This is a genomic window from Bacteroides galacturonicus (assembly GCF_003096855.1).
GTDB classification, from domain to species: Bacteria; Bacillota; Clostridia; order Lachnospirales; family Lachnospiraceae; genus Lachnospira; species Lachnospira rogosae.
On the sequence record NZ_QEOA01000004.1, the window covers coordinates 24,286 to 49,166 of the forward strand.

A 24,881-nucleotide genomic window follows, 5' to 3' on the forward strand; every position below is an offset into this window, starting at 1 on the left:
TTTAATTCATTATACATAAAAAGTCCTATATACAGGTTCGTACTGCAGTGCAAATATAGGCACCTATAATGAAAAATACTTATGTAAAAATACTTTTACAAAATTACTTTATGAAAGTGTTGGCAAATTACTTGTAATGATGTAAACTTAGATTAACTTAAGAAATATTATGTATGATTATGGAGGTAATGTTTATGTGGTTAGCTGATTTGGGCAATGGAAATTATAGGAATCCGATACTTTATGCAGATTATTCTGACCCTGATGCTATAAGAGTGGGAGAAGATTATTTTATGGTAGCATCAAGCTTTTCTAATTCGCCAGCACTTCCAATATTACATTCAAAAGATTTAGTGAATTGGAAGGTTGTTAATTATTGCTTGAAACACATTCCGGAATTCAGATATAACAATCCGCTGCACGGATGTGGTGTGTGGGCACCATCTATAAGATACCACGAGGGTACATATTATGTATGTTTTCCAATGCCAGATGAGGGAATATATATGACAACAACCAAAGATCCGTTTGGTGAATGGAGCGAGCCTGTTAATATAAGACCAGGTGCAGGCTGGATTGACCCTTGTCCATTCTGGGATGATGACGGTAATGCTTATCTTGTGGCAGGTGTTGCAAAGAGCAGAATTGGATATAAGAGTGTTCTTCATATAGTAAGAATGAGACCAGACGGTATGGGGATATTTGGAGATGAAGTAAAGATATTTGATGGTAATGAGAATGATCAGATAACAATAGAAGGACCTAAAATGTATAAACGTAACGGATATTATTATATATTTGCACCAGCAGGCGGTGTTAAGACCGGCTGGCAGACAATACTCCGTTCCAAAAATCCATTTGGACCATATGAATATAAGGTTGTATTAAGACAGGGTGACTCTCCAGTCAACGGACCTCATCAGGGTGCGTGGGTAGATACAATTACTGGTGAGGACTGGTTCTTACATTTTCAAGATGTGTATGCCGCAGGCAGAATAACACATTTACAGCCAATGCATTGGGAAAATGACTGGCCAATAATTGGTGTTAATAAAGAGGGCAATGATTACGGTGAACCAGTTATGCAGTATGTAAAACCCAATATTGGAAAGACAGCAGAGGAGTTTAAGGACACAGATAAATATCCAGTATGTGAGCCAGACACAACAGATGAATTTGATACCGACAAGATGATGTTACAGTGGCAGTGGAATTCTAATTATGATGACAGCTGGTATGTGACTAAGACAGATGCCTATGGAAAGAAAACACCAGACGGCTCATATATAAGACTTAATGCACTTGCATCAACACCTCTTAGACCAGTGAGCGATTACAGAAATCTTCTCTTACAGAAATGGCCTGCACCTGAATTTGAGTGTGTTACTAAAATGTGCGTGAATGGTCTTGAAAATGGAGACTATGCCGGAATTGTGTCATTAGGCGTGGAATATGGAGCAGTTGGAATTGTCAAGAATTTCGGGGAATATGCAATAAGGACAGTCAGAGGCACCCAGAGCTTTGATTGTGAGGCGGCATATTCTAAGGAAGATTTTAAGGACTATCCTATAGCTAAGGATACATTTGCTGATAAGGAAAAGACTGTATATTTAAGGTATACAGTTAAGAGAACAGGAACTAAGGATACCAAGGAAATGGCACTGGCTGTTAAAAATGTTCCTGTAGAAGAGGTGACTTTGGAGATAAGCTTTGATGGAAAGGCTTATGAGAAGCAGGTGAGCTTTACAGCAAAGGCAGGACGCTGGGTTGGCGTTAAGAATGGAATGTTTGTTAATCATAATAATGAGATTAAGAATGAGAATCAGGGGGATGGATTTGTGACGGTTGATTATATCAGATATAGATGTATAGACAACGGGCAATTGGATTAAATTAACATAAGCAACAAAGATATGCTTTCGCTGAGTGTCGCTATCAGCGGTACTAAAGTGCTAAAGTACATCACTTAAGTGCCGGCGGTTCTCCAACTTACAGGGACACATTGGGAGGATTGTTATGGAGTGTGTATTTTAGTAGTTGGAGATGTTTAATTAAATAGTTATGAAGAGTGTGTATTTTGCTGTAGTGGCGGAGTACACACTTTTTTGTGGGAAGGTTTGGAAGCTGACATTAGAATATTTATGAGAATTTTGCTTGCATTGGAGAGCAGGGTGGTATATAGTATCTTAAATGATAAATTTTATGAGATTTGAGTATAAATATTGCGATTTAAGGAAGTACTATGATGGTTAATTTAATAAGAAAGCAGTCGCCTGCAAGAATAATAGCGTTTGGGTTTATATTTGTGATTATAGCAGGGTCAGTGCTTTTGTCTTTGCCGTTTAGTGTTAGGGATGGTGTTGATTTAAAATACACGGATGCTTTGTATACATCAACGAGTGCAGTATGTGTAACGGGGCTTGTGGTGGTTGACTCATATGACACATTTACACCTGTGGGGCAATTTATACTAGGGGCACTTATTCAGATAGGTGGTCTTGGTGTGACAACTATGGGTGCCGGAATAATACTTGTTATGGGTAAAAAGGTAGATATAAAAGGACGTACTCTTTTAAAGGAAGCACTGAATATGGATACGGCAAAGGGGCTTGTAAGGCTTATACATAAGATATTTATTGTTACGCTTATATTTGAGGGGGCTGGTGCAATAGCAGGTTTTCTGGTGTTTATAAGAGATTATCCATTTTTTAGGGCATTGGGAATAAGCGTGTTTCATTCGGTAGCGGCGTTTAATAATTCTGGTTTTGATATTCTTGGAAATAACCAGAACCTTATTAATTACAGTGGTAATATAGCACTTAATATTATAACCTGTACGCTTGTATTTTTTGGAGGTATTGGCTTTTTTGTAATATGTGAATTGTGGGAAAAGAGATTTAAGTGGAAGAAATTCTCAATGCACACAAGGATTGTAATATCAGTGAGTATTGTGCTTATTATCGCTGGTGCTCTGCTTCTTAAGATTACAGAAAATATCTCGTGGATGGGAGCATTCTTTATGAGTGTATCAGCCAGAACGGCTGGATTTGCAACATATTCACTTGGGACATTTTCAAAATCGGGACTACTTGTGATTATAATACTTATGATTATAGGAGCTTCGCCGGGTTCTACAGGAGGTGGAATAAAGACAAGCACATTTTTTGTCCTCATACAGGGTGTTAAGTCGGCAGCAACTAATAAGTCGGAGAAAGCATTTCATTATGCAGTACCTAAGGAAGCGTTCAGAAAGGCTTCGGTTATTATGATACTTGCTATGTGTGTTGTGACCGTGGGAGCTTATCTTATGGGAATATTTGAGCCGGATATTGATTTTATTGATATATTATTTGAGGTCGCAAGTGCATTTGGAACGGCAGGGCTTTCAACAGGAATTACACAACAGATAGGAATTGCAGGAAAGTTGTTATCTATTGTTATTATGTACATAGGAAGACTTGGACCGCTTACGATTGCTACATTGTGGCATTTCTCTAAGGGAGAGAGGATTAATTATCCGGAGGGTAATATAACTATAGGGTGATGATTGTGAAATATATGTGGAGAGAGTATTGATGCACTGTTTTGGTGAATGTTGTTATTGAAACGAAACAGTTGTGAGGGCGGACTATATTGCAAGCTGGGTACTGTTGAAGCCGCCGGCACTTAGCGGCTGTATTTTAGCCGCTTAGTGTCCGCTGTGGTTTCAAGTAGCGAAAGCGTGCCCAGCGGTAATATAGTCCGCCCTCACAACGTCCGTTAGCCAACACCCAATCATCAATACACACCCAACAATAATACGTGAGTTCGGAGGTAATTATGTTTAAAACTAGAATATCAAATAAAAATACTACTTATGGAATTATAGGTTTAGGAAGATTTGGCGAGTCGCTTGCATTATCGCTTGCTAACAGCGGTGCTGAATTTATGGTTATAGACAAAGATGAGGAAAAGGTAAGAGAAATGCGCGATTATACGGAAAATGCCTATGTCGTGCAGACACTTGACAAGAAAAGCCTTAGCGCAACAGGAATACAGAATTGTGATGTTGCAGTTGTGTGTATAGGTGAACATATTGATACGTCAATTCTTACAACGCTTAATCTTGTCAGTATGGGAATAAAAAAGGTTATAGCGAAAGCAAGAGGTCTTGAACACGGAGAAATATTGGCTAAGCTTGGGGCAGAAGTTGTATATCCTGAGAAGGATATGGCAGAAAGACTTGCTAACCGTCTTATAGCTTCGCAGGTTATAGATGTCATTCAGCTTAGTGAGAAAATTAATATATCTAAGGTTATGCTTCCTGACAGGCTTGAGGGGAAAACAGTTGTGGATATTAATATGCGTAAGAAATTTAATGTTAATATAATTGCAATTGAGAATAATGGGGAAGTTATGCAGGTTGTAAATCCAGAGTATGTGTTTAGAAATGGGGATATATTGTATCTTTCAGGGAGTTCGGAAGGGCTTAATAAGTTTGGTGAGTGGATAGGCTAGACAGGACAGACAATTAGATTAAATCAACATAAGCAGCAAAGACACGCTTATGTTGATTTAATCCAGCCTGACACCTTACAGTGGTGCATCTTTGGCTGGTGCTGGTTAGCTAATAGAAGACATGGTCGCCTATTATTGTGCCGCCTTTATCGACAGTGCTGTCGTAGACGTGAAAGTACAGGGCAGCGATTGTTATATGACCATTAAGAACCTCATTAGCGGCTCTGGTACATTCAGCGTTAGCACCTCTGGCAAGGACAATTGCGAAACGTCCACTTGCGACAGGGCTGAACTGGGAAGGGGCGTAGAGTACGGATTGGATTGTGTTGCCAAATTTAGGACTGTTTACACGATTTACGATAACGCTTCCAACGGCAAGCTTGCCCTCATAAGGCTGGTTGGCAGCTTCACATTCTATCATAGCGGATACCATTGCAAGGTCGCTTGTATCATATGCTATAGGTGTATTATTAATGACTTCATCAACTGATGGGGTCATTTTTTTGATTTCTTCAAGCTGTCTTTGGATTTCTTCCTGACGGATACGTTCCTCGTATTCTAATGCAAGGGCTTCAGCTTTGGCAATATTTTCAGAGTTAGTATCTATTTTTGACTGCTTTGAAGCTATGAGCCTTTTAATATTATTAGACTCAGCTATTGACTGCTCTTTTAAAGACACAAGTTCTGTCATATTAGTCTGTAGACTTAGCTGGTTCTGGTTAAGCACAGCAATAAGAGAACTTAATTCTTCAAGCATTTTGCGGTCATATTGGGAAATGCGAGAAACATATTCGTTTCTTTGCAATAAATCAGCCATACTTGAAGAAGAAAGCAATACATCAAGAAAACTATAGTCGCTGTTCTCGTACATATATTGTATACGAAGCTTCATAGTATCGAACTGGTGTTGTTTCTCAATCTCCATATTGCTTATGTCTTCATTAAGGCTGTCAATCTGTTCCTGTGTATCAGCAATTCTGTCATTAATAGAGTTCAGCTTTTCACCAGCATTATCAAGCTCTGAATTAAGGTCGTTAAGTTCACTTGAGAGCTGCGACTGCTCATTTCTTAAGCGTTCAAGTTCTTTGTTATTATCATCATATTCTGTCTTGGTATCAGCAAGTGAATATACAGGTGATGTAACGGATATGAAAGTCAGGCAGACAATGAGTGCCAACGCTATGTATTTAGTTACTGCATTAAAATGTTTCAACTGCAAGTTATATCCTTTCTGATTCTATAAATTTGATGTCAGGAGTGGCTGAAAGTCAAAAGTCTTATCGTGCAGGCAAGAACAACTGTCAGACATTTTATACCTGATATCGTATTATTAATATTTTTTAGCTATAACACCAAAATCTTAATATAGTATAAAATGTGTCCACATAAATTGCAAGCAGCCACAACGGGTGTTATTATTAATTAGCATATCAAATTAATGGTAATGAGATGATGAGAGTTTTATCGTGGTATACTAAATTATAGAAAGAAAGAGGAATTATATGCTTGAATTAATTAATATTAAGAAAGATTATGAAACCGGTGATACAAAGGTTGCAGCTTTAAAGGGTATTAACTTAAGGTTCAGGGACTGCGAATTTGTATCAATACTCGGTCAGTCGGGCTGTGGTAAGACAACTATGCTTAATATTATCGGAGGACTTGATAAGTATACAAGTGGTGATTTAAGAATTAATGGTGTGTCTACTAAAGATTATAAGGACAGGGATTGGGATGCGTACAGGAATAATTCAATTGGTTTTGTATTCCAGAGCTATAATCTTATACCACACCAGACAGTTCTTTCTAATGTAGAGCTTGCACTTACATTATCAGGTGTATCAAAGGCAGAGAGAAGGAAAAGAGCAGTTGAGGCACTTGAGAAGGTAGGACTTGGTGAACAGATTCATAAGAAGCCTAACCAGATGTCAGGTGGACAAATGCAGAGAGTAGCCATAGCGAGAGCACTTGTCAATAATCCTGATATTCTTCTTGCAGATGAACCGACAGGTGCACTTGATACAGAGACAAGTGTACAGATTATGGAGCTTCTTAAGGAGATTTCCAAAGACAGGCTTATAATTATGGTTACGCATAACCCGGAACTTGCTATGAAATATTCAACAAGAATTGTAAGGCTTCTTGACGGAACTATTGTTGATGACACAGATCCATATACAGAGGAACAGCTTAAAAAAGACATAGCAGAGGGAACAGATAAGTCAGGCACAGCAACAGCCAATGGTTCAGCATATAATTCAGGCGTGTCAGGTCAGGGAACAAGTATATCTGTCTCAAAGACTCAAAGAAAGAAAAAGCCAAAGACCTCAATGTCATTTTTTACAGCATTATCTTTAAGTTTTAACAATCTGATGACGAAAAAGACAAGAACAATTCTTACAGCCTTTGCAGGAAGCATAGGAATTATCGGTATAGCACTCATTTTATCAATATCAAATGGTATCCAGTTATATATTGACAGGGTGCAGAGGGATACATTATCAAGTTATCCAATCCAGTTACAGTCAGAAACTGTAGATATAAGTAGTATGGTTTCAAGTATGACAGATAATGGCGGCAGTGGTGAAACACACGAGGATATGGATAAAATATATAGCAACAATATAATGTCTGATATGATGAATACTATGGTTGCAGAGGTTCAGAGCAACAACCTTAAGGAATTCAAGCATTATATAGAGAATGGTGGAAGCGATATAAAGGATTATGCGAGTGCCATAGAATATACTTATGATATTCCAGTTAATATATATAAGTCAGATACATCTGATAAGGTAACACAGCTTAACCCTAATACAATGTTTGATGCGATGTATGGCGGTTCTTCACAGAGCAGTATGAGTGGAATGAGCATGTACTCTAATTCAAGCGTATGGTCACAGTTATTTGATAATAAAGAGATACTTGAGTCGCAGTATACTGTACTTGCCGGACACTGGCCGGAAAGCTATAACGAGGTTGTGCTTGTTGTTAATGAGAACAATGAAATTGATGATTATACTTTGTATTCAATAGGACTTAAAGACCCTGACGAGATTACAGAGATGATTAAGGCTATGATGTCAGGAAAGAGCTATACTCTTGATAATGATGAAACAACTTACACATTTGACGAGATATTAAATACAACATTTAAGCTTATACTTCCAACTGATGTATATTCGTATAATGAAAGTAAGGAAATCTGGGAAGATAAGTCTGATAATGATATATTTATGAAAAATGTTGTCAACAACGGAACAGATATAAAGATTGCAGGAATTATTAAACCTTCAGAAGAAGCAGTAAGTACATCTTTAAGCCGTGGAATTGGTTATACAAAGGAACTTACAGAATATATTATCAATGGTGTTAATGACAGTGCTATAGCTAAGGCACAGCTTGCAGATGAGGATACAGATATATTCACAGGTGTTCCATTTGATAATAATAAAGATACACCTATAACAATGGATGATGTGCAGGCATATCTTGAGAGTCTTCCATCAGATGAGCAGGCACAGACAAGAATGTTCTTATCGACTATGACAGATGAGCAGATACTTGATATGTTCTCGCAGTCAGTTAAGGCACAGACAACTGATGCGACACTGGAAACTAATAAAAGCAAGCTTGGAATAACTGATTTGGACGATCCGTCAGGAATTAATATATATCCATCAGATTTTGACTCTAAGGAGCATATTCAGAACATAATATCAGATTATAATACAAGCCAGCAGAAAGATGGCAAGGATGAAAATGTTATCAACTACACAGACTATGTAGGAATAATAATGTCATCAGTAACAGTTATAATTAATGCTATTTCATATGTATTAATAGCATTTGTTGGAATATCACTTATCGTATCTTCAATAATGATAGGAATTATCACTTACATTTCAGTTCTTGAAAGAACTAAGGAGATTGGCATACTTAGAAGTATAGGAGCATCAAAGAAGGATATTTCAAGAATATTTAACGCAGAGACACTTATTGAAGGCTTTGTTGCAGGCGCACTTGGTATAATTGTCACACTTATTTTATGTGTGCCAGCTAATGCAATTATTAAAAATGTTACATCGATTGCGAATGTTGCACAGCTTCCTGTTGCAGGTGGAGTTATTCTTGTTATAATAAGTATGCTTCTTACGCTTATTGCAGGACTTATACCGGCACGACTTGCAGCAAAGAAAGACCCGGTAGTTGCATTGCGTTCGGAGTAGAAACGAGGATTAATATGAGATTTACATTAGATACACATACGCATACAATTGCAAGCGGACACGCATATAATACAATAGACGAGATGGCAGTATATGCTGCAGGACATGGGGTTACACATCTTGCAATAACAGACCACGCACCTAAGATGCCGGGAAGTGCAGGTGTATTATATTTTTCTAATATGGGAATAATTCCAAGAAAGAAATATGGCGTTAATATATATATGGGCTGTGAAGTTAATATTATGGATTATGACGGCAGAATAGACTTATCAGAGTATGGACTTAAGGGCTGTGATGTAGTTATAGCAAGCCTTCACATTCCGTGTATTAAGCCAGGAAGCATTGAACAGAATACTAAAGCTTTAATAAATGCTATGGATAATCCATATGTTAATATAATAGGACACCCTGATGATTCAAGATACCCGGTTGATTATGAACAGCTTGTAAGGGCAGCGGGGGAAAAGCACGTCTTATTAGAACTTAACAATACATCATTATCACCTACAGGACCAAGACAGGGAGCATATGATAATGATGTTACAATGCTTAAGCTTTGCAAAGAAGCCGGCGTATGTATATCTATTGGAAGTGATGCCCATATTAAAGAGTCAATATGTGATTTTGACAGGGCTTATAAGGTGATTGAGGAAGTAGGTTTCCCGAAGGAGCTGATTGTGAACAGTAATACAGAATTATATGAGTCATATATAGGAAAAAGACAGTAAAATTAATAAAATGTATTTACTGTAGGACTTTACTGTGTTAAACTGTACAATATATTATAAATGCAGATTAGCAAAAGTTGAGGGTTAATATGAACGATAAGTTAAAATCAAAAGAAGTTGAGCAATTATTTGAGGCTATATTAAGTCTTAATGATGTTAAAGAGTGCTATGATTTTTTTGAGGATGTATGCACAATTAATGAACTTTTATCTTTAGCTCAGAGATTTGAGGTAGCCAAAATGTTAAGAGAACAGAAGACATATCTTGAGATAGCGGAAAAGACAGGTGCTTCAACAGCTGCAATAAGCAGGGTCAACCGTTCGCTTAATTATGGCAATGATGGATATGACAGGGTATTTGAAAGACTTGGTATATTATCAGATAAGCAGTAAAGATGCTGATAAGATTATTATTATAAATTATGATTCCAGGAATAAGTTATTACTATAAGATGGATAATCTCCCTCTTGATATATGGTTTTTAATACTATATAATATGATACAAGTATTAAAAATGTAAAGTGATGTTTTTGTATACAGAGACATCATTTTGTATTTGATATATTTTATATTTAGATAATTACAGACGGGTTGTGATATATCATAGGAAGTATGTGGCTGTCTAAGTTATTATTGGTTAGGAGTGGAGTATTATGAACAAAGATAATCAGGAATTCGTTAATTCTTTATTACAAAGACTTGCGAAGCTTAATTATATTAAACCGGGCGATGTGCCTAATATAGATTTATATATGGATCAGGTCACAACATTTATGGACGAACATTTATCAGATGTCAAAAGGTATGAGGATGATAAAATTCTTACTAAGACTATGATTAACAATTATACTAAGAATGACCTGCTTCCACCTCCGGTAAAGAAAAAATATTCTAAAGAGCATATATATGTTCTTACTTTTATATATTATCTTAAGAATATTCTATCTATAAGCGATATTCAGAAGCTTTTAAATCCATTGACAGACAAATTCTTTAATAAAGAAGAACTTCCGGATCTGGAATATATATATAGTGAAATATACAATATGGAAAAGGCACAGATAGCAAGCCTTTCTAAAGATGTTGTTGAAAGAACGCAGGTTGCAAAGGAAGCATTCTTAGATGTGGAAAATGAGGAGGATAAGGATTTTCTTCAGTTATTCAGCCTTGTGGGACTTTTAAGCTTTGATGTATATATGAAGAAAAATATAATAGAAAGCCTCATAGATGATTATACTAACAAGGCAAATGTATTATCGTCTGGTAAGGGAAATGTCAAAGAAGACAAGAAGGAAGTTAAGAAAAGAACGAAAAATTGATAATATTTTATAAAGATTTCTGACAAGTATTGATAAATTAACGTGACTTTTAATTATCTATATAGTATAATTACCTTATTGGTTCTAAATATAAGGAATCATATAATATTGATTTGATATATGGGAGGATTTTATGGGTATTTTAACAAGATTTAAGGACATTATGAGCGCTAATATTAATGCACTTCTTGATAAGTGTGAAGATCCAGAGAAGATGATTGACCAGTATATGAGAAATCTTGAAAGTGATCTTGGCAAGGTTAAGGCTGAGACAGCATCTGTTATGGCAGAGGAGACAAGAGCTAAGAGAGAACTTGATGAGTGCACAGAGCAGATTAACAAGATGCAGGCATATGCAGAGAAAGCATTAAAGGCTGGTAATGAATCAGATGCCAGATCATTCCTTGAGAAGAAGCAGCAGCTTGCAACAACACAGGCAGCTTTAACACAGGCTTACAATGTGGCAGCAGATAATGCAGCTAAGATGCGTCAGATGCACGATAAGCTTGTTAAGGATATATCTTCACTTGAAGCAAGAAGAACTGCTATTAAGGCTACAGTAAAGGCAGCTAAGGCACAGGAAAGAATTAACAAGGTTGGTTCAAGTGTTGTGGGTGCAAGCAATAGTATGGATGCTTTCAATAAGATGGAAGCTAAGGCTAACAAGATGCTTGATGAAGCTAATGCTATGGCTGAACTTAATGCATCAGCAGAGGATTCTAATATTGATAATCTTGCAGCTAAGTATGATGCTGAGCCAGCTAATACTGCAGTTGATGATGAACTTGCTGCACTTAAGGCACAGATGGGAATTGAATAGAATTAATTGATAATTGGAGGACACCATGGGTTTATTTAAGAGTCAGTTATCTAATGTTGTAGAATGGGAAGAATACAAGGACGATTGTATATTCTGGAAGTGGACTAATAAAGAGATTAAGAAAGGCAGCCGTCTTATAATCCGTCCCGGACAGGATGCAATATTTCTTTACAATGGCAAGATAGAAGGAATATTTAAGGATGAAGGTGAATTCGATATAGAATCACAGATTATTCCATTTCTTTCAACACTTAAAGGCTTTAAATTCGGTTTTAACAGTGGTATGAGAGCGGAAGTTCTCTTTGTTAATACTAAGGAATTTAATGTCAACTGGGGAACTAAGAATCCTATAGCTATTCCAGCAGCTAACCTTCCAGGAGGTATGCCAATAAGAGCATTTGGCAATTTTGCATTTAAGGTAACTGATTATGTATGCTTAATTGATAAAGTTGCAGGCGTTAAGCAGATGTATGTTGTTAATGATGTTAAGGAAAGAGTTGTAGCAGTGTTAGACCAGCTTCTTATGAAGTGGATAACTAAGGAAGGCAAGGATATGTTCAACCTTCAGGCTAATGCTTTTGATATTTCATCAGGAATTAAAGACGACCTTGATATGCAGATGAGCAAGCTTGGAATTGAGATTACAGATTTTAATATAGCAAGCTTCTCTTATCCAGAAGAGATACAGAAGATGCAGAATAAGGCAGCTTCACAGTCTATGGTAGCAGATATGGGAAAGTACAGCCAGGTGGCTATGGCAGATAATATCGGCAAAGGTGGCAATAACATTGCTGGTGATATGATGAGCGTACAGATGGGTATGGCAATTGGACAACAGATGATGAAGAATGTTGATATGAATAATAGTTTAGAATCAGCGGGTACATACAAGTTCTGTCCTAATTGTGGGACACCTGCGAATGGTGCTAAGTTCTGCTCTAACTGTGGAACAAAGTTATCATAAATAGCAGTATAAATAGCAAAATGCCAGATAACATAATTAAGAATTATATTGTTATGCAATAAGGTTATATATAATGGGTTATATGTGGACTTAAGTCTGCATATAACCCATTTATGTTTCTTTATATATATGCTGCAATAGTTGGAATGACTGTTAATCTTGGACATATGTGGAGCATAGCAGAGACATTTAATGGACTTATGACTATACTTAATCTTATTGCCGTATTCTTGTTGTCAGTCGTTGTAATTAAGCTTGTAAAAGAGTATTTTAATGGGTGAGGTAACATTAAGGGAAGTAATAAAATGTGCTAAGAAAGGGAGAAGACTATGGATGATAAACATGTAATTAATTGTAATGATGTGCCTGAGATTGATATGACACGACAAGATGGCGGATTGGAACATAAGGCAGGTGTGTATACATATCAGATAAGGAGGAGCTGCCGCACGGATGGAGATTATACATATAACCACGCACCTATGCTTACTGCTTTTAATAACAGGCTTGTGCTTTCATATATAAGCGGTAAGCGTGATGAGCACGGTGCACCTGATGAAATCGTGTATACAACATCTAAAGACGGCTGTGTATGGGATAAGGAAAAGGTACTTTTTCCATATATGTTAGCGGACACAGATGGATATACAGGACCTGATAAAGAACTTCTTCCTAAGAAAGCACCGGCAATAGTGCATTTTAGAATGTGTTTTTATAAGGCTTCCAATGGAAAGCTTATTGCAACAACATTTTATGGCTTCTCACCAGACAGCCACAGAGCCCCTAATAATGGTTATGGTGCAGCACGTCTTGTAAGAGAAGTGTATAAAGATTACACATTGTCAGATATGTATATTATTAAATATAATGAGGCTGGTGGATTTAATGGGGACAACACAATATTTTATTCACCAGAGGGCAGTAATGAACAGCTTGATATTCCATATTATGTTCATTCTTCGGATAAAGAATTCGTTAAAGCCTGTGATGAGCTGCTCTCTAAGAAGCTTATACTTGAGCAGTGGTATGAGGAGGAGATGTATGATAAATCATATAAGACACACGGCAGGGCTGTTTCCCTTTATGAAGATGCCTATGGCAATATAGTAGGGCTTTGCAAGAAAGGTGAGGGGTATCTGTTTGATAAAGAGGGGAATGTTCTTATAGATGAGAAAATACCCTCTCTTATAACTAATACTGCTAAAGTATGGGGACAAAAGACACCTGATGGAAATTATATTATATGTTATAATCCAACAACGGATGGTTCTCACAGATGGCCTTTAGCAGTTATGGAAAGTAACGACGGCAGGGAATATTATAATATGAAAGCACTTATTCCAGAGATACCTCCTTATAAATATCAGGGTAATATTAAGAATCTTGGTGCACAATATATGCGTGGAATATGTTCATATAATGGAAATTTTGATAAAAATGTGTGGATAACCTATAGCTGTAATAAGGAAGATATATGGATAAGCAAGCTGACAAAAGATAATAAATATTCAATAATGAAACCTTTATGGTGTGATATTAACTATGAACATAATCCAAAACCATATTCAGACAGGGATAAATTCACCGATTATGATGATAAATATGAGATTATTGACCGCGATGCGTGTGCAAGAGCAATAATAGAATATTTTCCGCAGAATAAGGATATTATCAGATTACAAGTTGAAGTTGACAGAATGTCGGATGACAATGGCGTGAAAGTTCAGTTTGTTGGAAAAAATAATAAAATTATTCAAGAAGTAGTATGTATCAAAGGGAATACGCCAATTGAGGTAGATAACCGTTCAGGAGATATAAATAGTGTGATAATATACTCTAAAAATATATTGAAATTAAACACTATAGATGATGATGGAAGAGATTCAACCCTTTTTGATATGCCTGAGGCTGAAAGAAAAGATTATTATATACAATTTAAAGTATTGATATTTTGATTGTGAAATATGCACCTAGAGATAAAGAAAGGTAGATGATCTTATGATGAAAAAGTTACACCAACAGAATCTTATTATCATATGGTGTTCGGTAGTGGCATTAAGTCTTGTATCTGTATTCGGATATGGGATGACAGCAATGGCACTTAAAGGAAGTATGATAGTTATTGTGTCAGGAATTATTTCAACCATCGGGTATTTCCTCCCAATATCAGATTCCAGAAAAGCATTAATATTAGCACTGCCACCAGCAATAGGAACTTTGTTCTATTCGTGGGTATCAGGAGGAAATTCTATACCTTACATAGCAAATTTCGTATTACTTGCAATGACTGCAACATATTTTATTGAGAAAGTAATAATTTCGTTTGCAGTTCCATTTACAATTATTTCGGTTATATTCGGTATTGTTAGTCCACAGACTATAGCAGTATTGAATATACTGTTGCAGGAGTTGTATCAAGAATTCTATTGTTTGGAATAACTGCGTTGATACTTTATTTTGCAACTAAGAGAGGTGCTTCAGTTGTAAAAAGTACGGAAGAAGCACTTTATATTGTACAGCAGAATGCAAAGCTGGCTAATGACATAGCAGATGACCTTAGTGCTACGATTAACACAAGCAAGATCGCAGTTAATGAACTGGCAGACGGAAGCAGTAATGTTAATCAGGCGGCAAGACAGATGCAGCAGATAGTTGAAGAAGCTGCAAAGTCAACAGTAAATGTTATGGAAAAGGTTAATGCGGCAACAGAGGAAGCTGGAAATAATTATGAACTGGCTGGACAGCTTGATAATGGCTTTAACAATGTTAAAGAAGCTGTAGAAAAAGGTAATGAGGCTGTTGAAGAAGCTAAGAGTACGATTGCTTCTGTTAAGAGTACAGTAGGAGCAGCACATAAGACTACAAGTGAGCTTCTTACACAGATGAAGAAGATTACAGACATTCTTGGTGAGATTAATTCAATTGCGGCACAGACTAATCTGTTATCACTCAATGCGTCTATTGAAGCGGCAAGAGCAGGTGAACACGGAAAAGGTTTTGCTGTTGTTGCGGATGAAATCCGTGCATTATCAGAAGAGAGTGCAAAGTCCGCTGGAAATATACAGAATATACTAAAGTGGCTTACTGATACTACCAGACAGGTTGATGATGAGATTACACAAGGTACCAATGCGGCGGCGGAGAGTGTTGATACTATTGATGGACTTCTTGAATACTTTAAGAATATTAATAATGCCACAGAGCAGGCAAGTGATATTGTCAAAGAAGAGTATAGCATTATTGATAATATAAAGCAGAGCTTTGGAACTATACAGGAAGAAATGCAGACTTTGGTTGCAACATCAGAGGAGAATTCAGCAACAATCGAAGATATATCACAGACTATTGTTGCACAGAATAATTCGATTGGTAATATTCTTAGTGATATTGAGAATATTTCAGAAGTATCAGAAAAACTTCAGAAGCATTTTGAAATATAATATTGGGGTAACTTAATAAGGGAATTGTATTGAATTAATATAAATAGGGCTGCGACAACCCTGTTGAATAAAAGGCGTTTTATAGTACTGTGTAAGTGACAGCTATAAAACGCCTTGTCGATTATTATAATAAATGTATTACAAATTATTGCCGGATATATACAGTGTTGTATGAATATAATTATATTTATTTAACTACAGGAAGTCCTGCGTAATCAAGGAATTTCTGTAATTCGATATCCCAGAATTTCCATTCGTGTCCAAGTCCTTCAAGTTCATCATAGGTGTAATTGTAGAAATCATTATGTTCAAGGAAATAATCTCTTACAATATGGTTCATGTCAAGCCAGGGATCGAGACTTCCACAGGCGTGATATATATCAGGGGCAAGTGCCTTCTTATTATCAGCTATAAGCTTATCCGCAAGATATGTAAGGCAGTAATCTGTATTGTGGATATCTTTGTCACCGAATAATAATATGCGGTTTTTGGCTTTAGTACTGTTATCATTAACAAATACAGAATCGGCTTTATCACCAGCAGAAAAAGCACCAACCTTTGAGAAAGTTGAAGGATATTTGAGGGCTGAATGTAAACAGCCATAGCCTCCGTTGGAAAATCCAGACACATAATTATATTTTCTGTCATCAGAGATACACGCAAACATATTATGTATAGTAGATGGCAGTTCTTTGGCAACAAAGCTTTCGTACCTGTCGCCTATATTCATATTGACAAAGCAGGATTCAAATACTTCTGGCAGAACAGCCGCAAAATGGCGTTCGTTAACAGTATCCACCAAAGAAGTGTGATAGAGCCATTCCGTATGGTCACCACTTCCGCCGTGGTAAAGCCATACGCAGGGAAGCTTTTCATCATCGTTAATCTTATCAGGAAGAACGACAGTTACATCAATAGTTCTCCTTAACATCATAGAGAATAAGTTAATATTAATTACCGACATAATGACCTCCATTCTGCACCTTTTGCATTGTATATATAATCAATTGTATTTTTAATACATCTGTCCCAGTATTCCCAGTTGTGACCACCATCTGTTTCGTAATAAGACGTGTTAATTCCGGCGGCTGAAAGAGCATTATTAAATTCACAGCTCATATGTATTCTTGGGTCCTGCAATCCGCAGGTTATTACAAATTTGGTATCGTTATATTGAGTGTCAGAAGCCTTAAGCTTTTCGTTCTCCTTAGCATAGGCGTCAATAAGGCTGTATAAATCCAGCTTGTTATTGATAAGGTCATCACGGCTTCCGAATACAGGGAACATATCAATTCCCTGAGGATTATCGTAGCGTTCAAGTATATTAAGAAGACCTGAATATGAAAATGCGGTGTTATACATAGAAGGATTATTAAGTGCTGCATAAAATGCACCATATCCGCCCATTGACATACCGGCAATATAGCGGTCTTTAGGGTCGCGGCTTATGTTAAACCACTGTTCACACTGTGTTATAAGTTCCTTTACAGCATAAGTATAATAGTCCTTGCCGTGAATATTATTGATATAGAAACGGTTATTGCCAGATGGCATAACTACAGCAATATCAGTAGTATTTACATAATCTGCAATACGGGTGTTAAGTACCCAGCTTGAGTGGTCACCGCCTGCACCATGCAAAAGATACAGGACTTTATAATTCCCTCTTCCCTGAGGTATAAGGACATCAAGCATAATAGGCATATTGAGGGCAGAAGATTTGTAATTAATAGTTAAGTGAGCCATAATAATCTCCATTTCTGTGCATATTTTTGCACATATAAAGTTTGTGGCTGTGCACGTTTTTTGTGATAACAATTTTATGTCATATGTGCACAGGCACTAATCTTAAGGGTTAAAATATATTTTTACGCTGATAAGTAGCAGTCATTAATTATTCTTTAAAGTACTCAGCATAATTATCTTTTATAGAATTAATATTCTCAGTATATCTGTTTAAGTGACGTTTAGATATTTCACGGGCTTTATCAGTCTCCCTGTTCTCAATGGCAGCCACAAGTTCCTCATGGTCTGATAAAATATGGCCAACAGATATACATCTGAAACTAAGAATAGTAGTTCTGTCAAAATGTGGTGAGATATTATTCACTAATTCATACCAGTAATTCTTATTGCACATTTTATATAATGATTTGTGGAATTCTTTATCAAGCTGGAATATCTTTTCTTCGTCATTACGTTTCATATACATCTGCCATAAAGCGACATTTTCCCAGAGCATATTAATCTGCTCTTTGTTAAGAGTAGTACAGGCAAGAGCTGCAAGCTCAGCTTCCAGCACGCTTCTTAATTCCCTTACTTCCTCGACAATATTGGCATCAATCAATGATACATAAGCACCAATCTTAGGCTTGATTTCAATAAGACGTGTCTGTGAAAGTTCAAGCTCTGCCTCACGTATAGGGTTCTTGCTGACATTAAGAAGTTCGCTTATCTCGTCAGAGTCAAGCTGCTGTCCCGGTGTAAGATTGATGTGGACAATGTTATATACAAGTTGTCTTACAACATAATCTTTAGCAGATTCTTTAGGGAGTCTTTCATCAATTTTAAACATAGATGTAATTCCTTTCTTAAATCGTGATATATCTAAACGTGTTAAATATACGCGTTGATTTATGAATAGAGTATAGCATATATATTTCAAGATATTAAGCATTTTTAGGTATAAAACCTGTTACAAATATGTATTTCTTATCTGGTGCCTTGCCGATAATTCTAACAGCTTTTGTTGATACTTTGTCTTTAATTGTGTTATTTATATTGCTATAATACTACTATTGGATTTATAATTAAATTATATTAGCAGGATTTTAACAGACTTTCAAGGTTGAATATTCATAATAAATATAATATATAAAAGTGTAAATAGCAGGGAAGGATACAGATGATATATACAGTTAAGGATATTGAAGAACCGGATTTTGGCTGTGAGGGTCTTATGGATGGACAGCAGGTTATTGATAAGGTTACACTTATAGATGAGAAGGGAAATCTTCTATATATAGAAGCGGCAGATATGTATCTTTATGATAAGGGTATAGATGTCGGCGATAAAGTAATTATACAGGACAATCTGTTAGTTAAGGCTGGGCAGGAATAATAAAATAATACATAGAAAAGAGGAATATTATGGTTAAGGTTACATTAGGAAGTACAGGAATAACAGTTAATAAAAATGGATTTGGCGCACTGCCAATCCAGAGAATTAGTCATGAGGCATCTGCCCATTTGTTAAGAAAGGCATATGAGGCGGGGATAGATTTTTATGATACAGCAAGATTTTATACAGACAGCGAAGAAAAGATTGGTGAAGCTTTGTCAGATGTAAGAGATAATATTTACATTGCAACAAAGACAGCGGCACAGAATTCAGAGGATTTCTGGAAGGACCTTGCAACAAGCCTTAATAATTTAAAGACAGATTATATTGATATTTACCAGTTCCACAATCCATCATTCTGTCCAAAGCCGGGTGATGGAACAGGACTTTATGAAGCTATGCTTGAGGCAAAAGCACAGGGAAAGATAAGACATATAGGAATTACTAACCACAGGCTTAATGTTGCTATGGAGGCACTTGAGTCAGGACTTTATGAAACATTGCAGTTTCCATTTAACTATCTTGCAACAGAAAAAGAGCATAAGCTTGTTGAAGTCTGTCGTGAGAAAAATATCGGATTTATAGCAATGAAAGCACTTTCTGGAGGACTGATAACTAATTCCAAGGTTGCATATGCTTATCAGGCACAATACGATAATGTTCTTCCAATATGGGGTGTCCAGAGGGAAACAGAATTAGATGAGTTCATAAGTTACATAGATAACCCTCCAGTTCTTGATGAAGAGATTAAAGCGGTAATTGAAAATGATAAGAAAGAGCTTGCTGGCAACTTTTGCAGGGGATGTGGATATTGTATGCCAACGTGTCCAGCACATATAGAGATTAACAATTGTGCAAGAATGTCACTGCTTCTTAGACGTTCACCATCAGAGCTTCAGCTTACTAAGGAGGTGCAGGCTAAGATGAAGAAGATAGAGGATTGCATACATTGCGGAGCGTGCAGTGCTCATTGTCCATATGGGCTTGATACACCTAAGCTGCTGGAGGATAATTATAAGGATTATAAGGAAGTGCTGGCAGGAAAGCCATTATAATAAGAGTAAAAGAAGACGAAAGAGAAGAACTTAAGAAAATGCTGTGTTACTAAATAGTAAATGAATTTAATCAATAAAAATAAAGTAAAGCAAATAGAAAAAGGAAAGAGGCTGTCATATCAGATATTGTTCATATAATATATAAACTGTAAGTAATGACTAACAGATATATTGTATGGATTATGCCTGATGTGACAGCCTCTTTTCTTGTATGTCCGCTATCAGTAAGTATACTCGTGGTGAGGACAATAATAAAATGACTGTAACTGGCTCTTATTATTGTAAGTAACAGTATAGCAGTCAGCAGGTGCATTGTTGTAAGCTTCAAAAGCAATCTTCATATTCATTGTCTGGCTATGAGGCTTTTCACCGCTTTTATGTTCAGCACTTGTATTATCGCGTCCTATACCTTTAAGATTACTGATGGTCTGGACAGGGTACACTTTTGAATTGCTAATAACTCCATTTACTGCAATAATCCCTCCTTGGACCTTATTTCAAAATGTTACTTTTATATTATATATCGACAAAATATGACAGATTATAACATACAAATATAAAAAGATGTTCATACTTCTATTAAATTTTTTTAAAATTTTTAAAATTTATATTTTCTTTTGATATATTTTATTGACAGATTAAAGCTTAGCATTTATACTTGAAATAGTTTCCTAACGAACTAAATACTGCATAATATTTTAAGGAAGGTTAACAATGGATGCCTATGATTTAATTACATCAGGGTTGCAGCTTAGAAAGCTTCTTGCTAAAAGGGTTGAACCTATTATGGAAGAATATGGATTAAGACCAGTTGAACTGGATATTCTTGAATTCATCACCAAAGAGAATATCGACACAGCTAAAGAGATTATACACAGAATACATTTATCAAAGTCGCATATTTCTAAGTCGTTGGAACATTTATTAGAAAAGGGGCTTATTAATATGAAAGAAGACGAAGATGACCGCAGGGTAATGAGAATTACGCTGACAGAGGCTTCTTATAAGGTCATAGATAAAGTTAATGTTGCATATGAACAGTGCAGGCAGATACTTACGGAGGGGGTTTCAGAAGAGGAGTTGCAGGTATTTAGAAGAGTCATAAGACAGATGAATGACAATGTTAATGGTGAACTTGAGTAACTAAAGTTGTATATGTGCTGGACGTAGCACAGGTTTATGTTAGTTTGATAGGAAAGGAAGGCATATGATGGAAAGGTGGAACAAAACTATGGAGAATATTAATGATTATTCAAAGAAACAGGCTGATATGTGCATTGATAATGACAGCATTCCAAAGGCTTTATATACAGATTACGGAGTTAAGAAGGGTCTTAGAGATGAAAATGGACAGGGAGTTCTTACAGGACTTACTAATATATCAAGTGTAAGGGCATTTGATGTAATAGACGGAGAGAAAGTACCTTGTGATGGAGAACTTTTATATAGGGGTTATGATGTAACTAAACTTGTAAAAGGTGCTGGCGATAAGAGATTTATATTTGAGGAAAGTGCATATCTTTTATTATTTGGTGAACTGCCAGATGCCACACAGCTTGAAGAATTCAGACATATAATTGCTAACTGTATGGAGCTTCCGACTAACTTTACAAGAGATGTAATTATGAAAGCACCTTCAGCTGATATTATGAACTCAATGACAAGAAGTATTCTTACACTTGCATCTTACGATGACAGGAAAGATGATCTTAGCATAGAAAATGTATTAAGACAGAGCATACAGCTTATAAGTACATTTCCAATGCTTGCTGTATATGGTTACCACGCATACAATCATTATGAGAGAGATGATAGTATGTATATCCACAGACCAGATAAGGAATTATCACTTGCTGAGAATTTTTTAAGAATGTTAAGACCAGATATGAAATATACACCACTGGAAACACATGTACTTGATATTGCACTGCTTCTTCATATGGAACATGGTGGTGGTAATAATTCATCATTTACAACAAGAGTTGTTACTTCCTCAGGTTCAGATACATACTCAGCAATTGCAGCAGCTATGTCATCACTTAAGGGAAGAAAGCATGGTGGTGCTAATCTTATGGTTATGAATATGATGGAAGATATAAGGGCACATATTAAGGATTATCACGATGAAGAGGAAATAGAGCATTATCTTGATAAAATTCTTAATAAAGAAGCATTTGATAAGAAAGGTCTTATATATGGTATGGGTCACGCAGTATATTCATTATCAGACCCAAGAGAAAGAGTGTTCAAGGGATTTGTTGAGCAGCTTGCTAATGCAAAGGGAAGAGCTGAGGATATGGCATTGTACAATAATATAGAGAGGATTGCACCAATGCTTATTGCCAAGGAGAGAAAGATATTCAAGGGTGTAAGTCCTAATGTTGATTTCTATAGTGGATTTGTATACGATATGCTGGATATACCAAAGGAACTCTATACACCGCTTTTTGCAATAGCAAGAATTGTTGGCTGGAGTGCACACAGAATAGAAGAACTTGTTACAACTGACAAGATTATCCGTCCAGCATATAAGAGCCTTGTTACTAAGAGGGAATATGTTGACAGAAGCCACAGGGATTAATCATTATGAGCAGCACTTTGGTAATTATTAATAGCAGATAATAATATTGATAGTATAAGTCAGTATATGAAATTGCAATATTAAATAAAAATATCAGATAAAAGGAGGTTTTAAATATGCCAAAGGAACGAGAAGATAAACAGTTTAAGTCTTCTAGCGGAATATGTAATATCCACGCGGTTATATGGTATCCGGACAGTGACGTGTATAAGAAGCCTGTAGGTGTAATACAGATTGCACACGGAATGATAGACCATATTGAAAGGTTTGAAGAGATGGCAGAATACTTTACAGGCAAAGGCTTTGTAGTTGCAGGTAATGATCATTTAGGACACGGAGATTCAGTTAATAGTGATGAAGATCTGGGATATTTTGCCAAGGGTAATCATGGTGCAGACTTTTTAATTAAAGATATGCACAGGCTTACACTTATAATGAAGAAGAATTATCCAGACCTTCCATATGTTCTTATCGGTCATAGTATGGGTTCATATATGTCAAGAAAATATGCCAGCATATATGGAGATGAGCTTGACGGGGTTATATTCTTAGGAACAGGCAACCAGCCTAAGGCAGTTGTTGACAGCGGACTTAAGCTTGCACATATTGCGAAGCTTGTAAGGGGAGAAAGATATAGAAGTGAACTCCTTAATACGATTATGTTCGGTGCATATAATAAGAGAATTAAGGACAACAGGACAGCTAACGACTGGCTTACTAAGGATACTAAGATAGTTGATGAGTACCTAAGCGACCCTAAGTGTTCTTATAAGTTCACAGCCAATGCGTATATAGGATTTTTAAATGTTATTAAATATGATATTGATAAGAAGAATATAGCAAAGACACCGGATAAGCTTCCTGTATTATTTGCATCAGGACTTGAAGACCCGGTAGGAGATTATGGTAAGGGTGTAAAGAAGGCATTTAAAATGTATACTAAATATGTGGATAATGTTGAACTTTATCTTTATGAAGATGACAGACACGAACTTCACAGTGAAACAGACCGTGAGGATATATTCAGCGATTTATATGAATGGATTGAAGAAAATGTGTAATTGAATAGCTGTTTAATTGTATATAATATAATGAGTGCATTACAGTATTAAAATCATATTATATAGTAATGAAAGCTATATCACATAGTGATAAGAGAATGCAATATAATAATTAGAACTATATTGAAAGATATTAAAGCTACATTTTGGAGTATTAACTCTACATTTTGTTGACAAACAGGTTGCAGAGGGGTACAATACAACAAATTGTAGCTTTTTGCTTTATATCTTATTCTATAAAGCAGATAGTGATTGGAGATGATAATATTATGAAGGCTGACAGAACTATATATTATAGTTCATACACAGATGATGTTGTTAAAAGCCACAATCAGAGTTTTAAGTTAAAGACTAATTACGAATGGATAAATAACAGCTTATTATTTAAAATGGCTTCAATGGTTATATATGTATTGGCAATAGTTATAGGTTACATATGCTGTAAGTTATTTTTTAATATAAGCTACAAGAATAGAAAGCTTTTAAAGAAGTGTAAGAAAGATGGCTATTTTGTATATGCCAATCACACACAGCCTGTAGGAGATGTTGTAATACCAGCACTTGCGTGTGTAGGAAAGAGAGTATATGTAATAGTAAGCCAGGCCAATTATGGAATACCCGTTATAGGTAAGATACTTCCAGAGCTTGGTGCACTTCCTGTTCCGGATTCCATAAGCCAGTATAAGAAGTTTACAGAAGCGTATAAGAAGCACATTGAGCAGGGTCATCCTGTTATTATATATCCTGAGGCACACGTCTGGCCGTATTATACACAGATAAGACCATTTGAGAAGACGTCATTCCGTTTTCCAGCGGAGCTTAATAAACCGGTGTATGTGATGACGACAACATATACGCATAGACATTTTCTTAAGAACATTATAAAAAGACCAAAGGTCAATGTGTATATTGATGGACCGTTTTATCCAGACACAGGTGCAGGAATAAAGGATAACCAGAAGATGCTTCACGATAGGGTATATGAAGTTATGAAGTCGCGAAGTCATCTTAGCGATTATGAATATATAAGATATGAAAGAAAGAATGTTATGTAATAGCATTG

General features: G+C 36.1%; 24 protein-coding genes. 19 read left to right on the forward strand and 5 right to left on the reverse strand.

Annotated elements, in window-relative coordinates; genetic code table 11:
* Nucleotides 1–194: 194 nt before the first annotated feature.
* From C7390_RS05150 to C7390_RS05160, 3 genes are all read left to right on the forward strand, one after another.
* Entirely contained in the window at nucleotides 195–1,892 is a 1,698-nt protein-coding gene (locus C7390_RS05150; protein ID WP_116443732.1) for a glycoside hydrolase family 43 protein, read from the forward strand.
* A gap of 350 nt (nucleotides 1,893–2,242) precedes the next feature.
* Nucleotides 2,243–3,544, forward strand: coding sequence for a TrkH family potassium uptake protein (locus C7390_RS05155; protein WP_082421511.1), 1,302 nt, complete (start codon nucleotides 2,243–2,245; stop codon nucleotides 3,542–3,544).
* A 275-nt stretch (nucleotides 3,545–3,819) separates the two neighbouring features.
* Nucleotides 3,820–4,497, forward strand: a complete 678-nt coding sequence (locus tag C7390_RS05160; protein ID WP_055174061.1) for a potassium channel family protein — start codon at nucleotides 3,820–3,822, stop codon at nucleotides 4,495–4,497.
* Nucleotides 4,498–4,606: 109 nt separating this feature from the next.
* On the opposite strand, the gene C7390_RS05165 is transcribed toward C7390_RS05160, so the two are convergent.
* Nucleotides 4,607–5,710, reverse strand: a complete 1,104-nt coding sequence (locus tag C7390_RS05165; protein ID WP_147581222.1) for a cell wall hydrolase — start codon at nucleotides 5,708–5,710, stop codon at nucleotides 4,607–4,609.
* 289 nt (nucleotides 5,711–5,999) lie between these two features.
* Between C7390_RS05165 and C7390_RS05170 the strand changes: the two genes are divergently transcribed.
* The 10 genes from C7390_RS05170 (at nucleotide 6,000) to C7390_RS05215 (ending at nucleotide 16,000) form a co-directional block, all read left to right on the forward strand.
* Nucleotides 6,000–8,726: an ABC transporter ATP-binding protein/permease gene (locus C7390_RS05170; RefSeq protein ID WP_116443733.1), complete on the forward strand. Its 2,727-nt coding sequence runs from the start codon at nucleotides 6,000–6,002 to the stop codon at nucleotides 8,724–8,726.
* 14 nt (nucleotides 8,727–8,740) lie between these two features.
* Nucleotides 8,741–9,457 carry a phosphatase gene (locus C7390_RS05175; RefSeq protein ID WP_055306182.1) on the forward strand — a complete coding sequence of 239 codons (717 nt, stop codon included), beginning with the start codon at nucleotides 8,741–8,743 and terminating at the stop codon, nucleotides 9,455–9,457.
* Nucleotides 9,458–9,546: 89 nt separating this feature from the next.
* Nucleotides 9,547–9,849, forward strand: coding sequence for a YerC/YecD family TrpR-related protein (locus tag C7390_RS05180; protein WP_116443734.1), 303 nt, complete (start codon nucleotides 9,547–9,549; stop codon nucleotides 9,847–9,849).
* Between the two features lie 261 nt (nucleotides 9,850–10,110).
* Nucleotides 10,111–10,776: a DUF1836 domain-containing protein gene (locus C7390_RS05185; protein ID WP_055174065.1), complete on the forward strand. Its 666-nt coding sequence runs from the start codon at nucleotides 10,111–10,113 to the stop codon at nucleotides 10,774–10,776.
* A 133-nt stretch (nucleotides 10,777–10,909) separates the two neighbouring features.
* Complete coding sequence (locus tag C7390_RS05190; protein ID WP_022502559.1) at nucleotides 10,910–11,596, forward strand: PspA/IM30 family protein; 687 nt, start codon at nucleotides 10,910–10,912, stop codon at nucleotides 11,594–11,596.
* 25 nt (nucleotides 11,597–11,621) lie between these two features.
* Nucleotides 11,622–12,560 carry an SPFH domain-containing protein gene (locus C7390_RS05195; protein WP_022502560.1) on the forward strand — a complete coding sequence of 313 codons (939 nt, stop codon included), beginning with the start codon at nucleotides 11,622–11,624 and terminating at the stop codon, nucleotides 12,558–12,560.
* A 113-nt stretch (nucleotides 12,561–12,673) separates the two neighbouring features.
* A complete protein-coding gene (locus C7390_RS05200) occupies nucleotides 12,674–12,841 on the forward strand; it encodes an alanine:cation symporter family protein (protein WP_318295573.1) in 168 nt (55 codons plus the stop codon).
* A 48-nt stretch (nucleotides 12,842–12,889) separates the two neighbouring features.
* Nucleotides 12,890–14,515 carry a hypothetical protein gene (locus C7390_RS05205; RefSeq protein WP_116443735.1) on the forward strand — a complete coding sequence of 542 codons (1,626 nt, stop codon included), beginning with the start codon at nucleotides 12,890–12,892 and terminating at the stop codon, nucleotides 14,513–14,515.
* Between the two features lie 43 nt (nucleotides 14,516–14,558).
* Nucleotides 14,559–14,999 carry a hypothetical protein gene (locus C7390_RS05210; RefSeq protein ID WP_116443736.1) on the forward strand — a complete coding sequence of 147 codons (441 nt, stop codon included), beginning with the start codon at nucleotides 14,559–14,561 and terminating at the stop codon, nucleotides 14,997–14,999.
* Between the two features lie 5 nt (nucleotides 15,000–15,004).
* The gene (locus C7390_RS05215; protein WP_318295574.1) at nucleotides 15,005–16,000 is read left to right on the forward strand and encodes a methyl-accepting chemotaxis protein; all 996 of its coding nucleotides are present in this window, start codon (nucleotides 15,005–15,007) and stop codon (nucleotides 15,998–16,000) included.
* Between the two features lie 187 nt (nucleotides 16,001–16,187).
* On the opposite strand, the gene C7390_RS05220 is transcribed toward C7390_RS05215, so the two are convergent.
* The 3 genes from C7390_RS05220 to C7390_RS05230 all read right to left on the reverse strand — a co-directional run bounded on the left by C7390_RS05220 (nucleotide 16,188) and on the right by C7390_RS05230 (nucleotide 18,575).
* Nucleotides 16,188–16,964, reverse strand: a complete 777-nt coding sequence (locus C7390_RS05220) for an alpha/beta hydrolase (protein WP_022502564.1) — start codon at nucleotides 16,962–16,964, stop codon at nucleotides 16,188–16,190.
* Complete coding sequence (locus tag C7390_RS05225; protein WP_055174069.1) at nucleotides 16,955–17,746, reverse strand: alpha/beta hydrolase; 792 nt, start codon at nucleotides 17,744–17,746, stop codon at nucleotides 16,955–16,957. The genes C7390_RS05220 and C7390_RS05225 overlap by 10 nt, the downstream gene beginning before the upstream one ends.
* Before the next feature lie 148 nt (nucleotides 17,747–17,894).
* The gene (locus tag C7390_RS05230; protein WP_022502566.1) at nucleotides 17,895–18,575 is read right to left on the reverse strand and encodes a GntR family transcriptional regulator; all 681 of its coding nucleotides are present in this window, start codon (nucleotides 18,573–18,575) and stop codon (nucleotides 17,895–17,897) included.
* Between the two features lie 330 nt (nucleotides 18,576–18,905).
* Between C7390_RS05230 and C7390_RS05235 the strand changes: the two genes are divergently transcribed.
* Entirely contained in the window at nucleotides 18,906–19,121 is a 216-nt protein-coding gene (locus C7390_RS05235; protein WP_022502567.1) for a hypothetical protein, read from the forward strand.
* A gap of 29 nt (nucleotides 19,122–19,150) precedes the next feature.
* On the forward strand, nucleotides 19,151–20,176 hold the full coding sequence (locus tag C7390_RS05240) for an aldo/keto reductase (protein ID WP_116443738.1): 1,026 nt from the start codon (nucleotides 19,151–19,153) through the stop codon (nucleotides 20,174–20,176).
* A 221-nt stretch (nucleotides 20,177–20,397) separates the two neighbouring features.
* On the opposite strand, the gene C7390_RS05245 is transcribed toward C7390_RS05240, so the two are convergent.
* Nucleotides 20,398–20,619 carry a hypothetical protein gene (locus C7390_RS05245; RefSeq protein WP_055174070.1) on the reverse strand — a complete coding sequence of 74 codons (222 nt, stop codon included), beginning with the start codon at nucleotides 20,617–20,619 and terminating at the stop codon, nucleotides 20,398–20,400.
* Between the two features lie 271 nt (nucleotides 20,620–20,890).
* Between C7390_RS05245 and C7390_RS05250 the strand changes: the two genes are divergently transcribed.
* The 4 genes from C7390_RS05250 (at nucleotide 20,891) to C7390_RS05265 (ending at nucleotide 24,873) form a co-directional block, all read left to right on the forward strand.
* Nucleotides 20,891–21,319: a MarR family winged helix-turn-helix transcriptional regulator gene (locus tag C7390_RS05250; RefSeq protein ID WP_022502569.1), complete on the forward strand. Its 429-nt coding sequence runs from the start codon at nucleotides 20,891–20,893 to the stop codon at nucleotides 21,317–21,319.
* Nucleotides 21,320–21,407: 88 nt separating this feature from the next.
* The gene (locus C7390_RS05255; RefSeq protein WP_022502570.1) at nucleotides 21,408–22,757 is read left to right on the forward strand and encodes a citrate/2-methylcitrate synthase; all 1,350 of its coding nucleotides are present in this window, start codon (nucleotides 21,408–21,410) and stop codon (nucleotides 22,755–22,757) included.
* A 116-nt stretch (nucleotides 22,758–22,873) separates the two neighbouring features.
* Nucleotides 22,874–23,818, forward strand: coding sequence for an alpha/beta hydrolase (locus C7390_RS05260; protein ID WP_022502571.1), 945 nt, complete (start codon nucleotides 22,874–22,876; stop codon nucleotides 23,816–23,818).
* Between the two features lie 269 nt (nucleotides 23,819–24,087).
* A complete protein-coding gene (locus tag C7390_RS05265) occupies nucleotides 24,088–24,873 on the forward strand; it encodes a lysophospholipid acyltransferase family protein (RefSeq protein WP_055174071.1) in 786 nt (261 codons plus the stop codon).
* Nucleotides 24,874–24,881 lie beyond the last annotated feature (8 nt).